Consider the following 15,432-nt stretch of genomic DNA (forward strand, 5'->3'; position numbering starts at 1 on the left):
TCTACGATCAACCTTATTGATACAAAAGAGGGGATTGATGAGCTTTTATACGTACCTGGAGCTATTATTTGGCATATCGATCGTGACAACTATAAAAAAGTGCCATGAATAAGTTCATTGGCACTTTGGTCTACAAAAACATGACGGCGCGTAATGTAAATACCGTCAGAAAACTCGCTCAATTACTCCAACCAGCGGTAAAGTAGGCGATACCGGTAACGATCGTGGCGATTCCAAAGGCGTAAAGCATAATACGAATGGCTTTTGCACGATCCTTGGCACGAAACTCCATTTGATCAACCGTTTCTGTTTTGCCAATTTGTGGCTTGAAATTGAATAATCCTTTTGCGCCAAAGGCAACACAAAAATGCATCGAGGCTTGCAATATGCCTAAAGCAGATACAAAAGCAGGCACAAAGAGCCAGACATATCGCTGCGCAGGGGATTGGCTCACCATTAGACCAACCCAAATCGCTACAGTAATAGCTAACCCAACCCAACCCGTTACCCAACGCATACGAATCTCTTCGCGACCAATATTACAGACACCTGGGATATATTCATTCTTCATATTTGGAGTATAGCACGCGAATACTCATTCTGTGTTAAGATTGACGGACTAATCCACTCATTACGATATCTATGCACGGATTTGTCCAAAATATTGAAAAAAGCGCTCTTGAGAATACCGATTTTCGTCGCGTTATTTATACCAGTACCAAAAGCCAAATTGTTCTCATGTCGTTAAAAGCAGGAGAAGAAATTGGCGCCGAAACCCATGACCTCGACCAATTCTTTCGCGTCGAAGCAGGAAAAGGCAAGGTCATTCTAGATGGCGTTGAACATGAAGTAGAAGATGGCTCTGCAATCTTGATCCCAGAAGGCACTCTACATAATGTCATAAATACGGGTGATGAAGACTTAAAACTCTACAGCATCTATACCCCTCCTCAGCACGAAGACGGTACAGTCCATCACACCAAAGCCGAAGCAGATGCCGCCGAAGAACACTTTGACGGTCATACAACAGAACAATCATAGAAAGCAATAACCTCCCGAGTAGCGGGAGGTCTTGTTTTATTCATCGAAATCGCTCGAATGTTTTTTCTTGCCAAAGCATGAATTCTTCGAGATGTGACCGATGTAGATAGATTGTCTCATCCTGATCAACAGGAGACGTGATGAGGCGATACGGCTTAGGCACAAAGTAGCCATCGTCATTCTGTTGAAGTTGCAGAATATTGAGACGCTGGTTGATGCCGATAATGGGCGTCGCATCCCAAGGCGTCTCGGTAGTAGGTGGTTGGACGACGAGTCCAACTTCACCGTTCCAAAGACGCGCCATACTAAGACCGACGCTTCCGTCGGCAGTCTGAAAGCTCTTGCAAAGACCACCGTTTGCTCGCATCTCGAGCATTCGCTTCACCATGGTCGAATGCATCTCAGGTCGATCACGAATCAGCGCATACTGTTGTGAAAGCGGTTGCTCGAATTCTGGCACCAGTGGTTGACGATGATTCAAATGATCAATACGCCATGCGCCGGCGTCTTCAGGTGCCTGACTATAGAGCTCTTGCGTCATTACATTGCCGATGCAACTCGCAACAACCTCGCTCCCGCGCACAAGCGCGATCATGGTACCGATCCCATGAGATTGTGACCGGATAAAGGCCTTCGTCCCATCAAGGGGATCAATCGTGAAGTAAACGGCCTCATCAAGCGAAGCGCTACTTTCGAAGCGCAAATCTGATTCTTCGGCGATAATGCCGTAGTCTGGAAACAGCTCGCGCAGTGTCTTTGTATAGGTTGCTTGAGCTGCAAGGTCCGCCGATGTGCAGACATCGTCTAGCTCACCAGAGAATCCAAGCTTGGCTTTTGTTGTGAAATAGGTTCTCTGCTTCCTAATCACCGCCATCGCATTGCGAACCATCTCAATAAAGACAGCCTCGATTACCTGTCCACCTTTGACCTTCTCGAGTAAATCTGACATCACACACCTCTTTGTAAAGAACGCTATCCACGACTTATCACAAACAAAAGAAAAAGTCACCCCTGGGGGGTGACTACTCTGCGTTAAGCGTTGCCGTGGTCTTTGGACCAACGAGACCAGCGCCAGCTTCTTTTTCTGATTTGATAACCTTTTTCTCTATTTGATACTTGATGAGATACTTTTGCGTGAGTGGACCAAAGTACCCGGTAATATAATCACTCTCTGGCGTGAGTTTAAAATATTCAACAAGTCTGCGCTGCAATTCCTTTACTTGCTCTGAGCGTTGGCCTCGGTGCAAACCTCGTACGATTGGCGTTCGTTTAGGGCTTGGAGCTACTAAGGCTTTTGCCTCAGCTTTGGCTTCAATTTTTACCTCGGTCTTTACAGGAGCTTTTTCTACAGCTGGAGCTATCACTTTTTCTGCGACCACTTTCTTTGATTTGATATCCGTAAGAAATTTTGAGCGCGCTCGTGAAATCGTTTTGTTATAGGATTTTATCGCTGAGGTAGTGCCATATGCGCCAAAACCACAGTAAGGGTATTCCATTGCCTCCCAAGCTATGTCTAACTCTTCTTTATAGTAGGCAATTACACCTGATGAATCTGCACTATTTTTATAAGGAGCAATATCCTTCTCCATCTGCGCCACAGCAGCGTCGCGCGTTTTCTTTGTTGCTGTGGTTACGCACTTTGTTGTTGGTACGGTTTCGGCGTGTACAGACACAGCTTCCGAAACACCAAGAACAAGAAGGACAGCGACAAAAGCCGCAATGGATAAGGTAGATTTTTTGGTTGTAGAGAAATGTTTGATAGACATGAATCAAATGTACCAATTATCGCCAACTGGGGCAACTTGTTTATCCACTCTATGAAAACATAGGGTACCACTAGATTATTTTCTCATATTATGCTTAACTATGGTCCTTTCCTATGAAAAACACGAAACAACGAAAGCCAAAAGGACCAAGTATTTTTGGCTTACTTAAGCCATATCGTTGGCTTATCTTTGGCATGTTGCTGTTCACGATTGCAAGCAATGGGCTAAATCTAGCTGTACCAAAAGTGATCGCAAAAGCCATCGACAGCTTTACGGCCGGTCATTTTGTCTTATCAACTTTTGTTGTCACGTTTTTAAGCATTGCTCTCGTTATCTCGGTTATGACGTATTTGCAAAATATTTTGCAAAGCTATGCATCAGAACGCGTTGCACGAGAATTGCGCCAGAATATTGCAGACAAAGTGTCGCACTTATCCTTTAGTGAGATTCAAAAACAAACGTCCTCAAAACTACTTACCAATCTTACCTCTGATGTAGATGGGATTAAGATGTTTGTTTCTATGGGTATTGTAACGCTTGTATCGTCAGTCTTCTTGATTATTGGTGCGAGCATCTTACTCTTTACAACAAACTGGAGACTCGCCCTTGCCGTTGTTTTGGTATTACCTTTAGTAGGTATTACCTTTGCGCTTATTTTCTCTAAAGCCGGAGAACTCTTTAAACAGTCACAAGGCGTTGTTGATAGCTTAAATAAGATTATCAATGAAAGCATTCTTGGTGCGGCCCTTATTCGCGTATTAAATGCGCAACAAAGTGAATACGAAAAATTCTTAAAAACAAATACCGAAGCAAAGAGCATCGGGATGCAAATTCTCACGATGTTTGCTGCCATGATTCCGATTGTTACTTTTGTATCAAATATTGCTGGTCTCATTATTTTGACGCTCGGTGGTCATTTTGTGATCCAGGGCTCAATGAGTCTTGGTGACCTTGCCGCATTTAATAGCTATCTTGCGATGCTTATTTTTCCAATCATCATGATTGGTTTTATGAGCAATATGATGGCTCGTGCCGGCGCCTCCTATGGACGTATCGTTCAAGTGCTTGAGGCTCCAGAAGAGAAACCAACAGGTACCATCACAAAAGATCTACGCGGAGATATTGATTTTCGTGATGTGTCATTAACCTTTGATAATAAACCGATTCTCAAAAAGGTTTCCTTCGAGGTCAAAGCTGGGACACGTACAGCCATTATCGGTCCAACGGCTGCTGGCAAGACACAATTGCTTAATGTCTTATCTGGTCTTATCTTGCCAGAAGAGGGGACAATTACTTTTGATGGACATTCTATTAACGAATACGAATCCACGTATTTTCATTCTGCCGTTGCTATCGTCTTTCAAGACAGTGTGATGTTTAACTTGTCTCTTCAAGAAAATATCGCCTTTAGTAGCAATGCGAGCGAAGAAGCTGTCCAAAAAGCTATCGAAACAGCTGAACTTCAAGACTTCATTACCACTTTGCCTGAAGGGCTCAATACGCTCGTCTCAGAGCGTGGTACGAGTCTTTCTGGCGGTCAAAAGCAACGCATTATGCTTGCACGCGCTCTTGCTTTAGATCCAAATGTATTACTTTTGGATGATTTCACCGCTCGTGTAGACGGCAATACAGAAGCGCGTATCCTAGCAAATATTCGTAAAAACTATCCGCATCTCACATTAATTTCCGTCACGCAAAAAATCGCGCCTGTCGTTGATTACGATAAGATCTTACTTCTTATGGAAGGCGAACTGCTTGCTCGTGGCACACACGATGAGCTTATGAAAACTTCTCCAGAATACGTTCAAATCGAACGCTCACAACGTAGCACCAATCATTATGAAAACGACTAATCTTGAACCCAAACATAAAGAAAAGGGGAGCGCATTACAAGCCGCAAAAAGCATTTGGGCATTAATGGACAATGAACGACGTAATCTTCTCTTTGCTTTGCTCGCGATTTTAACCGTCTCTGGCATTAATGTTTCTGCGCCATTGCTCTTTGGCTATACGGTCGATCACTTTATTGCCGAGAAAAACTTTGACGGTGTCTTAAAAGTCGCTGCGGCGTTATTTGTATTATTCGCGATTGGATTTGGCACAGGCTATGTGCAAATGAAACTTATGGGCAGCATCGGACAACGCATGCTCTTTAAGTTACGCAATACGATTTTCGAAAAACTTCAAAGTCTACCAATTTCGTATTTTAACCGCAACAAAGCAGGGGATTTGATTTCGCGCATTAATAATGACACAGAAAAACTCAGCCAACTTTTTTCTGAAACTATCATGCGCTTTACGGGCAGTATCTTTATTCTGATCGGTACCGCCGTCTTTATCTTGGTGATTAATTGGAAATTAGGTCTTATTGCGCTTGCTCCGGCAATTGTGACGCTCCTCTTTACGCAGCTTATTTCTGGTTGGATCAAAGCAAAGAGCAAAGCAAGTCTTGCGGCAACAGGCGCCATGAGTGGATCGCTTCAAGAAAGTCTCGATAACTTTAAGGTGATTGTCGCCTTTGATCGTCGTGATTACTTTAGAATGCGTTTTGCACAAGTAAACGAAAACAATTTCAAGGCATCTCTTAATGCAGGACTTGCAAATGGTATCTTCTCACCGGTTTATGATCTTGCATCAAATATCGCTCAGCTTTCGGTTATCGGTGTGGCGATCTCGTTTATCATCGCTGGCAATCTTACTATCGGTGCCTTATTGAGTTTTCTAATCTACTTGGATCGCTTCTACCAACCATTGCGTCAGATTGCACAACTTTGGTCATCGCTTCAAATTGCGCTAGCGGGCTGGGACCGTGTCTCCGCTATTCTCGAAGAGGTTAATGACCTCGAAGTAAAAGCCTCTCAAGAAAAAGCAAATGAAGCTTTTGTTCTTGAATTTAAAGATGTGATGTTTCGTTATCCAGATAGCGAAGATGGCACTAAGGGCAAGGAAGTCTTGCACAAAGAGTCTTTTCAACTTGCTCCGGGCAAAACCTATGCGCTCGTAGGACCTACGGGTGGTGGTAAAACAACAACGGCCTCCCTTATGGCACGTCTTTATGACCCAACCGAAGGACATGTCTTTATCAACGGTAAAGATATCCGTACCTATGAGCCCGCAGAACGCGCAAAGCGCATTGGCTTTATCCTTCAAGAACCATTCTTATTTACGGGTTCATTGCTTGATAATATCTTTTACGGCAACGATCTCTATGAAAATAAAACAACTGAAGAAAAGATTGCGGCACTCAAAGCTTCTAGCCTACAAAATCTTCTCATGCGTTTTGATGGAGGGTTAGAAGCGCAAATCAATGGTAGTGGCGACGGTATGAGTCTTGGTCAAAAACAACTCATTGCCTTTATGCGCGCCGTCCTTCGCGAGCCTGATCTATTGATTTTAGATGAGGCCACCGCAAACATTGATACCGTCACAGAGCAATTACTCGAAACAACTTTACAAGCCCTCCCGAAGAAAACCACTCGCGTGATTATCGCTCATCGCCTTAATACCATCGAAAATGCTGACGAAATTTTCTTTGTGAATGGTGGCAAAATCACTCCAGCAGGCTCTTTTGATGAGGCCGTAAAGCTCTTAATGAGCGGCAAGCGTGAAAGTTAGTGTCAACAATAATCTGTACAAATTCGGATCTCAAAGTCTTGACAATAAATTATATAGACCCCATACTCCCGACATATTAATAGCAATTGATTATTATGACTGAAACACCTATCACCCAGGCAATGCCTGAAGCAGTAAGCCCAGAGCTTCCTGTATACGACATCTCAAAGATCGGCCCTAACGTTAAAACACGCCGCAAAGCTATGAGTTTAACGCGTGGCGAGCTCTCTGAGAAAGCACAGGTAAACTACAATACCATCATCAAGCTTGAATCAGGCGCGAACAAAAACCCTACCGTTAAAACCCTTATGGGTATCAGCACGGTCTTTGGTTGCCGCGTAGAAGATCTCTTGGTCTAAAGACAAAAATCTGCCATACACCCTACCCCCAACGACTAGATATATTGATGATGTACGGTATGTAGCCGTTGACCCCTTCCCCATTCGGGAAGGGGTTTTGGATTCCGTAACCCCTTCCACAAGTGTGGGAAGGGGTATTTTTTTGTACATCGTAAATTCAATACCGTAGAAAGAAACCGGGGTAGGGGGCATGCTATGCGATGTTTCATGCTATCATTCATCCATATGCTTAAAATTGGATCAAAGGCACCTGCCTTTAACTTGCCTGATAAAGACGGTGTCATGCACAAACTCGCGGATAAAAAAAGGGAGTGGGTCGTGCTTTATTTTTACCCCAAAGACGATACACCTGGTTGCACGGTAGAAGCCTGCTCTTTTCGCGATAACCTTCCTAAATTTAAAAAACTAGGGATCACTGTTTATGGCGTAAGTGTTGATAGCCAAAAGAAACATCAAAAGTTTGCGGATAAATATGACCTGCCATTCACTTTGCTTTCTGATGAAGAAAAGAAGACCGTAAATGACTATGGCGTATGGTCGCTCAAGAAATTCATGGGCCGTGAATATATGGGCATCTTGCGCTGGACCTTCCTCATCAATCCAGAAGGTAAAATCGCAAAGATCTACGAGAACGTGAAACCTGCAGAACATGTAGAGGAAATTTTGAAGGATATGAAGGAGCTGAAAAAGTAAGTATGATTTCTCAGCGTATTAACAAAGATCTCTATGAGAAGATTCTCAAGGGGCGCTTCTCGTTGCTTCCCTCCTCTTTGGGGGATCCTTTTACTTTTCTCGTTATCGTCACGGTCCCAATTATAGACCTTGTCTTTTCGCTCATCACTCAAAGTCCTGCTGGCTCAGGCTCAGTCTGGGGAGCGTTTATATTTGTGACCATAGTGATGTTTATTCTCATGACACTTCTCCTTAAGCGGGCTGAATGGAAATACAGACTCACCCTAGCCATCTCTACTGTCGCTTGGCTCTCAATCTTTATTTGGGCATTCTGTCAGATCGACGGAGCCTTCGGCTCACCAACTTGTAAACCAAAAATCTAACCCTCCGCGAGGCATCAATCTTCCTTCGCCACCAATCAATCTCATTAATGAGAGCACATTCCCATCAAACTCAATAGAATAACAGGCTTACTATGAAGATCCAACAACCCATTACAACGACACGCCCAATCTTAGATACCATTCTCACGGCCATCTTGGGGACGCTTATCATCCCGCTAACACAGTTTGGGCCTCTAGCACTTATCCAAATTATGCTGATGGTGTTTTTGGTTGGCCACAAACGGGACGTGGAGACGTGGTCGTTCTACTCTTTCTTCCTTTTGCGATAATGTTTTCTGTTGGTTGGTTCGCGGCTTTAATCCTCTATCATGGGTTCATTTTTAGCAGATACCCTCGTGGATCAAAGATGAAAAAAGGGTTAGTCGCCATCTTCATTCTAGCTGCCCTTCTATATGTAATAGGTTCACTTTTTCTTAAGTATAAAGAGCAAGTGCGCGTCAATGAAAGCGCGATGACTTATGAAAAGGCTTACCATGATATAGCTGGTACATGGCACGTTTCTAGCGTCGATAATGAATATAAGCTCGCCTTTTCTGTAGATACAACACTCGATCCATATACGAACGGCTTCAATCGTTATCAAAAATTACTCGTGACCAATCTTACCGACAATCTTAGCTTTGATTGTTCATATCATTTCGCTTATGTTTCTACCAGATATAGAGACACGATGCCTTATCAGATAGGAGTGAGGTGTCCTTATCTTCAAGCCAGAGAACTACTCGGCGACACGAAGATACAGGAAGGTATGTATGCCGGATATGAAAATAAAGCCAAAGGAACTTGGTATTTTAAAACCGATTCTATCAAAAATAATTCGATAACTCTTATTCCAAGCCAGAGTACAAATGAGCATAAAACCCTCATTTTGAAGAAATAGATATGAATACAAAGCCACAGATAACAACGTTACGCGCTACTTTAAGCTTAGTTTTCGCCAGTGCACTCGGCTTAATTGTAGGCGCGACGATCAGAGGGCCTTTGATGATTTATCAAGCTTTTACTGTTGTAGGACTTGGCGGTGGCATTTTGCTCGGTATCGCGCTTCCAATGACTGCAATTCTGTTTGTATCTATTCATTTTTTTGTTACTTTAGTTCGTAAAAGTTCAAATGAAACTTTACTCAGAAGATGGGCTATTGTCTTTTTTATTATGTCAGTAGTGTTAAGTATAGCTGGCATAAAACTTCTTATATATCAAAATATAAAGTCAATGGAACGCTTAAACGATGCTTGGAGAGCAGATTATGGCCGCATCCAAGGTACATGGTACACAATCAGCCCTAAGAACGGCTATGAATTTATGTTTTCTGTAAGCAATCTTCAAGACAGAGGCTCGCCATTCTTAATAGGTCGAGAAGATCTGCAAATCAAGAACATATCTTCCGATGTACCCGTGGAATGCAATTATGAATTTCGTGTTATGCCCCGAATCAACGGTAAAGATGTGCCTCTTGGTATTTATATTGAATGCGCTAATTGGGAAGGCGAGCCCTTGTTAAGCACGAATGAAAGACAAGATGATTGGTTATCGAACTATTGGTATAAAGAGGTCGTAATCAGCGATGAAACTCTAACTCTTATACCTGACGAATCAAAGGGCGGAGACACCGAGCGACTTATACTGCGAAGAAAATAATACCAATACAAAACACCGGCCAATGGCCGGTGTTTTTATATCTGATGGCTGCGCCACGTGAGCCGTACGCAAAAAGCCGCGCTTTTCGCGACGGCTTTTACGTGGTGCACCCGTGACGATTCGAACGTCAGACCTCTTCCTCCGCAGGGAAGCGCTCTATCCAGCTGAGCTACGGGTGCAAAAACCTCTTTATTTGGTCTAAAACTTCAGAAGCCGCCCGACTATATCAGAAAATGGCTCACTGCGCAAGTCTCCGTCTTCGGCCACAAATTGGCTAAGAAAGCCTCTTAATTCGACCGGATCAACGTCTTCGAGGGAGATAGAAAGGCGTGGTTTTACACCGCTTACAAAGTCGATATAAAGGGTTTTTGTGTGAGGTGGGTTATACACAATCGCGAATTGCTCGATGTCTTCGTAGAGGTGAAGGATGCCATCCCATACAAGGCCATCTTGACCTACTTGTACCAAAATAGGACGTGGTTCACGTGACCCTAAAAGAAGTAAGAGAATAACCGTTAAAACGATAATAAAGGCAAACAAAAAGTTCGAAGATACCAACGAGTACGCGACCAATAGCATCGTAATAACGGTTAGGGCAAAATACCACGCTTTACTACGTTCGTATTTTTGGAAAGAAACAGTCTCCCAAACAAATTGATCTTGGTCGAGAATCACCGCTTCTTGCACTTCTTTTGAAAGAGACGCCATATAGGACATAGTATACCACATTATTCCTTTCGCCTTCTATGGAAGGCGGGGATGGTAGATTACTGCAAAACTGCTAGGATAAACCTATGCTAAATTGGACCGATCCCGTTGGATTTGTAAAAGGCGCCACAACCCCCATCCGTCGTGCATGGGAGGCGCTTGGGATTCGTACCATTGGAGATTTGCTCGAAACGCCACCAAAGCGTTATGACGACTATTCTCAAACGATTACGGTTGCGGATGCGATTCATGGTGATGTCGCTACCTTTAAAGTAACGGTGGTCTCATTTAAAAAACAGCCAACATTTCGTAAGCGTATCCAGCTTTTTAAACTTGTTGCAAAGGATGATACAGGAACCATTACAGCGACCTTCTTTCAACAGCCTTGGCTTGTGAATGAGATGACCGAAGGTCGTGAAATTTTTCTTTCTGGAAAAGTTGGCGTACATGCCACTTTTGGCAAACAACTGAATCATCCCCTTTGGGAACCGAGTGATAAGCAAATCGCCAGTGGACGTATTGCGCCAGTCTATGGACTCGCCGGGACACTCGCGCAAAAAACCTATCGACGCTTAGTGCAAACTTGCTTTGAATTACTCGACGAATCCACGGTACCCAAGCTTGCAGAAGAGTTAGGCGCGCAAACCGGGTATCTTGATCTCCTTAAAAAACTTCATATGCCGGAGGCGCGTACTGATCTCGAGCAAGCACGAGAAGGCCTCGCTTATATCGAGCTCATGATTTATCAGATTGCTATGCGAACGGCGGTGGCAAAAGCAGCAAAAGCAGGCGCGCCAATGATTCCAGTGCACGAAGACGCAGCAAAGCGTTTTGCTGCGAGCCTCCCTTTTCCATTAACGGGTGATCAGAAAAAAGCTGTATGGCTATTGCTGCAAGAGATGGAGAAACCAGAACCGGTGCGCGCCTTACTTCAGGGTGATGTGGGTTCTGGTAAAACGGCCGTTGCTGCCTTTTTGGCAGCCATGGTACATCGCAAAGAACAGAGCGTTGCTATTCTTGCGCCAACTGAATTGCTCGCTCAACAACATTCGGTTTCTTTTCAGCGCTTTTATGCTGGCACGACTATTCCGGTGATTCTCTTTACGCGAACCGTAAAAAAGCGGTTCTTTCAAGGAAAAGAAGAACTGCTTACAAAAGACGAAGCGCTCGCCGAGATCGAAGGAGGTAATATTGTGATTATTGGTACGCACGCCATTCTTGTTGATGGACGGCTTCCAAAAGATCTCGCACTCGCTGTTATTGATGAGCAACATCGCTTTGGAGTTGGACAAAGAGAAACGCTTGTTCAAAATGCACGCGTTGATGGACTCGTACCACATCTTGTCTCAATGACGGCAACACCAATCCCACGTACACTCGCGCTTACCTTGTATAGCGACTTACATCACGTGCTCTTGCGCGAAAAACCGGCAGGTCGCTTACCGATTGAGACCCATGTGTGCATAGGCAATGGTCGTGAGCGCGCTTATCGTGCAATTCGTGATGCAGTAAGTAAAAAAGAACGTGCTTATATTGTTTTTCCGCTCATCGAAGCATCGGATACAACAGGCGCTCAAGCATTATTAGATGCCTATAAAGAACTTTCAAAAGGTCCACTCGAAGGGTTGGGGATTGGGATCGTCCATGGCAAACAAAAGGTCAAAGAACAAGAAGAAGCATTTGCGAAATTTAAAGATGGCCGAACACCCGTTTTACTTTCAACAACGGTTATCGAAGTTGGTGTGGACGTACCAGAAGCGACGATTATTATGATTGAAAACGCTGAACGCTTTGGACTGGCACAACTTCATCAATTACGTGGCCGTGTTGGACGCGCGCTCTTACCGAGCCAATGTTTCTTAGCAACCGATGTAGAAGGGGATAAGCTCTTACGTTTACAACTCATGGAACGCATTCAAGATGGCTTTGCTCTTGCCGAAGAAGATCTCAAACTCCGTGGAAGCGGACGCATTCTTGGCACCGTCCAAAGTGGACGCGATCTTGGTTTCCGTTATATCCAGCTCACCGATATTCCACTCATGAAAAAAGCGAATGACGACGTAAAATCCTTTTTACAAAAAGAAGGCGGCTTAGAAGCCTACCCGACAATTGCAAAAGCTGTTCACCAATTGCAAGAATCAACGCACTTTGAATAAGCCAAGAGACTCACAAGCTTCGCGTACGGTAGAGCAGGGGACGAGCTTCGCTTTTGTCGTTTTTGGGAGCTTGGCTGATTTTGGCAAAATGATCGTTAAAAAACCTAGACGTTCAAGTTCGCGCACACGCATATCCATGCGTGAGACAGGACGTAATTCGCCAGCAAGACCTACCTCGCCAAAAGCGGCGACACTTTGATCAATGATTTGATCTTGCTTTGCTGATATTGCCGCAAGACAAAACGCGAGATCAGAAGCATTTTCTGCGGCCGAAAATCCACCAATGACATTGGCAAAAACGTCTTGATCACCAAAGCTTGCACCAACCCGACGTGCCATTACCGCCAAAAGAAGACTTGCGCGATTCGTATCAATACCAGAAGTGCGGCGTAATGGCGTTCCATAGCCAGCTGCCGTAACAAGTGCCTGCAACTCAACTAGGAGGGTTTTATTACCTTCAACAATAGGCGTTACGATAGTGCCCGAGGCTTTCGCTGGACGATGCGACAATAATGCAGCGCTCGGATCAAGAATCGGCTCGAGACCGCGTTCTGAGAGGTCAAGAATAGCCGTCTCATCCGCTGAGCCAAATCGATGTTTAAAAACTCTTAAAAGGCGATGTGACTGGCCACGATCACCCTCCATCATCAAAACAGTATCAACAAGATGCTCGAGAAGGCGAGGTCCAGCAATATCACCATCTTTATTGACCTGTCCAACCAAAATAACACTTGCACCCACATCTTTTGCTGCTTCGTTTAAAATAGCTGATGATGCTTTTATTTGCGTTGGATTACCTGGCTCACCCGTAACCTCTGGCATTCGCACTGATTGAATAGAGTCTACAATCGTTAGAGCCGGTTTTTGCGCGCGAATAGTTGCTGCAATCGTTAGAGCATCCGTCTCATCAAGAAAAGAGAGCGTCTCAGGTATGGTTGCACCTACGAGACGCTTTAATCGAGAGCCAACTTGTGATGGAGATTCTTCTCCCGTCACATAAAGCACGGGTCTATTTTGTCGTGCTATCTGAATCGCGAGTTGTGCCGTTAACGTAGACTTACCAATTCCGGGCTCACCACCAAGTAGGGTAACCGAGCCATTTACAATACCACCGGAAAGAAGCTCATCCCACCATAAAAGCTTTGTTGGGACGGGGACTGCAAGCGTCTCATCAAGCGCAGCAAAAGAACCGACCTTACCAGCCGGTTTTGCTTTACCTCTTGTGCCTGAAGAAGGGTTCGCTACAGCAGCCCCGTCTTCGTGAACAGTGCCCCAAGCGCCACATTCAGAGCATTGGCCAGACCATTTGGTAAATTGGCCATCGCATTTTGAGCACACGAAGACGGAAGAAGATTTCATACAAGTATGGTCACGGGCTGTGCAAAAGGTGTCAATACTCCTCCTTTAACCTCCTCCACTGCGGCAAGCATTATATTTTGCCATAAAACTAACTGTTCTTGAATCGGTTTCCCAACTAGGGCTATTTGCATAACCAACATAAAGTGCACGAGCCCTTGCAACATTGCCATTCGCCGCTCTAAACGTTGATTTAGCTGCGTAAGTCAGGGCACGAATGCCCCCTTCAATACTTAAAAGATCAGCAATTGAATAGCAGGTATTGTTAATATTCTTACCATAAACAAGTTGACCATCTTTCATACATTGATATGAATTACAGGTCGGATGCAGATTATCATCCGTAGCAGTTCGCTCTCTATTTTTGCGACACATTGAATGCCCAATGGTGACTTGGCCTATTCCAATACCGTGGGACATCTCCATATCCAGTCCAAAATCTGGCTTTGACGGATCAAGTGTATGGTCATCATTCCTCGGAGGATCATTTGGAGAAAATTGAACGCCTGTATACGTACGATGGAGAAATTTGTACCTACCGCGAGCAACGGTTGATTTTCTTGTGACATTTTCATCATGTCCTATAGCCCGAAAACGCCCTGCAGACTCTGACTGAACAGTGGCTACGATAAAGCATTCATCAATGCCAGCTTCTCTGGCAGCGATCCTTGCTAGGGCAACCGCCTGACGAGACGCATCACTGTCATTGGCGGGTGCTGCCCCTGAACTATAGGATGATTGAGATGTTATTGCTGTCCATTGATCCAATGGAATTAATTGAAACTCTACAGGATCAATTCTCTTAAATTTCAATGTCTCTAGTGAGAGTAGCGCTGGATTCACGGTATTCAAAATTACATAAGCTCCGAGAACTAGCCCCATACCGATAAGTGCGTCAGTGATTGTTTTCTTACCATTTTTAACACCAAGAGGCGTTGCTGCTAATAAATATTGAAAACCGCCATAAACCACCATTACGATAGCCACCGTTAAAACAATAGCCGTTAGATAGCGATATAGCGCATTTACGTATTGCCCGAGGTAGGGAACAGAAACAATACCACCTGACTCTGTGGCTGGTGTAAAAGAGAAGCCAGGGATTTCTACGCCTAACACTGGAACAATAGGGACGAAGGGAGCTTCTCCAGAATCCGCTGACTCTGATACCCCGGATGACGTCGCTACATCTGCTAAACATTTCTTACTTCCATCTGTTGGACGGCAAGCGAGGCCATTCGCGCAATTTACCTGCGTGCCTGAATCACCAGAGCACAATTGACCTTCTTTTAATTTACAGAAATTTTCTTCGCACGCATAAGCTGTGCCAGCTCCGCAATCAGCCTCTGTTTCGCAGCGCGCATGTGCGGTAAGCGGCGTAGAGTTTACTGTTGCACATGTAGCCGATCGCGTTGTGGCAGTGCCGCAAACACCTGAGTTGTTAGCATCATTAACAATCCAATTTGCTGTTTGACCTTGATAATTTACATAGTGCTGGGGTACATTCAAGCATTTATATTGCTGAAAATTACGCATCACACTCTTTTCATCTTCAGAGGGAGATCCAGGCAAAACATCTGTAAACTGAAAGCATGAATTTACTGTTGACTCAGACAACAAAATACAACAAGACTTTACCGCCACATCAGCAAATGCAACGGAAGGCAGCGCAAGAGCGGCGACGGCAAAAATAGCCGCTATTCGTTGAAAATATCTCATA

The 15,432-nt window shown here is 44.4% G+C and carries 15 protein-coding genes and 1 tRNA gene; 9 read left to right on the plus strand and 7 right to left on the minus strand.

Features of this window, described 5'->3' with window-relative positions:
- Nucleotides 1-178 precede the first annotated feature (178 nt).
- The gene (locus H6759_02810) at nt 179-571 is read right to left on the minus strand and encodes a hypothetical protein (GenBank protein USN52962.1); all 393 of its coding nucleotides are present in this window, start codon (nt 569-571) and stop codon (nt 179-181) included.
- A gap of 71 nt (nt 572-642) precedes the next feature.
- Here H6759_02810 and H6759_02815 point away from each other — a divergent pair, with 71 nt between their 5' ends.
- Nucleotides 643-1,041 (plus strand): cupin domain-containing protein, encoded by a 399-nt coding sequence (locus H6759_02815; protein USN52963.1) that lies wholly within the window; start codon nt 643-645, stop codon nt 1,039-1,041.
- Nucleotides 1,042-1,081: 40 nt separating this feature from the next.
- Here the strand turns inward: H6759_02815 and H6759_02820 are convergent, their stop codons facing one another.
- Both H6759_02820 and H6759_02825 read right to left on the minus strand, forming a co-directional pair.
- Nucleotides 1,082-1,990: a hypothetical protein gene (locus tag H6759_02820; GenBank protein USN52964.1), complete on the minus strand. Its 909-nt coding sequence runs from the start codon at nt 1,988-1,990 to the stop codon at nt 1,082-1,084.
- Nucleotides 1,991-2,063: 73 nt separating this feature from the next.
- Nucleotides 2,064-2,807 carry a hypothetical protein gene (locus H6759_02825; GenBank protein USN52965.1) on the minus strand — a complete coding sequence of 248 codons (744 nt, stop codon included), beginning with the start codon at nt 2,805-2,807 and terminating at the stop codon, nt 2,064-2,066.
- A gap of 113 nt (nt 2,808-2,920) precedes the next feature.
- On the opposite strand from H6759_02825, the gene H6759_02830 reads away from it, so the two are divergent.
- From H6759_02830 to H6759_02860, 7 genes are all read left to right on the plus strand, one after another.
- Entirely contained in the window at nt 2,921-4,660 is a 1,740-nt protein-coding gene (locus H6759_02830) for an ABC transporter ATP-binding protein (protein USN52966.1), read from the plus strand.
- Complete coding sequence (locus tag H6759_02835; protein USN52967.1) at nt 4,647-6,422, plus strand: ABC transporter ATP-binding protein; 1,776 nt, start codon at nt 4,647-4,649, stop codon at nt 6,420-6,422. Before H6759_02830 ends, H6759_02835 begins: the two co-directional genes overlap by 14 nt.
- A gap of 95 nt (nt 6,423-6,517) precedes the next feature.
- Nucleotides 6,518-6,781 (plus strand): helix-turn-helix transcriptional regulator, encoded by a 264-nt coding sequence (locus H6759_02840; GenBank protein USN52968.1) that lies wholly within the window; start codon nt 6,518-6,520, stop codon nt 6,779-6,781.
- Nucleotides 6,782-7,000: 219 nt separating this feature from the next.
- On the plus strand, nt 7,001-7,474 hold the full coding sequence (gene bcp, locus H6759_02845) for a thioredoxin-dependent thiol peroxidase (GenBank protein USN53037.1): 474 nt from the start codon (nt 7,001-7,003) through the stop codon (nt 7,472-7,474).
- A gap of 2 nt (nt 7,475-7,476) precedes the next feature.
- Complete coding sequence (locus tag H6759_02850; GenBank protein USN52969.1) at nt 7,477-7,836, plus strand: hypothetical protein; 360 nt, start codon at nt 7,477-7,479, stop codon at nt 7,834-7,836.
- A 367-nt stretch (nt 7,837-8,203) separates the two neighbouring features.
- Nucleotides 8,204-8,737: a hypothetical protein gene (locus tag H6759_02855; GenBank protein USN52970.1), complete on the plus strand. Its 534-nt coding sequence runs from the start codon at nt 8,204-8,206 to the stop codon at nt 8,735-8,737.
- Between the two features lie 2 nt (nt 8,738-8,739).
- Entirely contained in the window at nt 8,740-9,495 is a 756-nt protein-coding gene (locus tag H6759_02860) for a hypothetical protein (GenBank protein ID USN52971.1), read from the plus strand.
- A gap of 102 nt (nt 9,496-9,597) precedes the next feature.
- Here the strand turns inward: H6759_02860 and H6759_02865 are convergent.
- A tRNA-Arg gene (locus H6759_02865) sits at nt 9,598-9,674 on the minus strand.
- A gap of 19 nt (nt 9,675-9,693) precedes the next feature.
- Nucleotides 9,694-10,203 (minus strand): hypothetical protein, encoded by a 510-nt coding sequence (locus H6759_02870; GenBank protein USN52972.1) that lies wholly within the window; start codon nt 10,201-10,203, stop codon nt 9,694-9,696.
- Nucleotides 10,204-10,289: 86 nt separating this feature from the next.
- Here H6759_02870 and H6759_02875 point away from each other — a divergent pair, with 86 nt between their 5' ends.
- Nucleotides 10,290-12,359 carry an ATP-dependent DNA helicase RecG gene (locus tag H6759_02875; protein USN52973.1) on the plus strand — a complete coding sequence of 690 codons (2,070 nt, stop codon included), beginning with the start codon at nt 10,290-10,292 and terminating at the stop codon, nt 12,357-12,359.
- Here H6759_02875 and radA read toward each other — a convergent pair.
- Both radA and H6759_02885 read right to left on the minus strand, forming a co-directional pair.
- Nucleotides 12,342-13,718, minus strand: a complete 1,377-nt coding sequence (gene radA / locus H6759_02880; GenBank protein ID USN52974.1) for a DNA repair protein RadA — start codon at nt 13,716-13,718, stop codon at nt 12,342-12,344. The genes H6759_02875 and radA overlap by 18 nt on opposite strands.
- A 45-nt stretch (nt 13,719-13,763) precedes the next feature.
- The gene (locus tag H6759_02885) at nt 13,764-15,431 is read right to left on the minus strand and encodes a hypothetical protein (protein ID USN52975.1); all 1,668 of its coding nucleotides are present in this window, start codon (nt 15,429-15,431) and stop codon (nt 13,764-13,766) included.
- Nucleotide 15,432 lies beyond the last annotated feature (1 nt).

This window comes from Candidatus Nomurabacteria bacterium, from assembly GCA_023898425.1.
Lineage (GTDB): Bacteria > Patescibacteriota > Patescibacteriia > 2-12-FULL-60-25 > 2-12-FULL-60-25 > HK-STAS-PATE-2.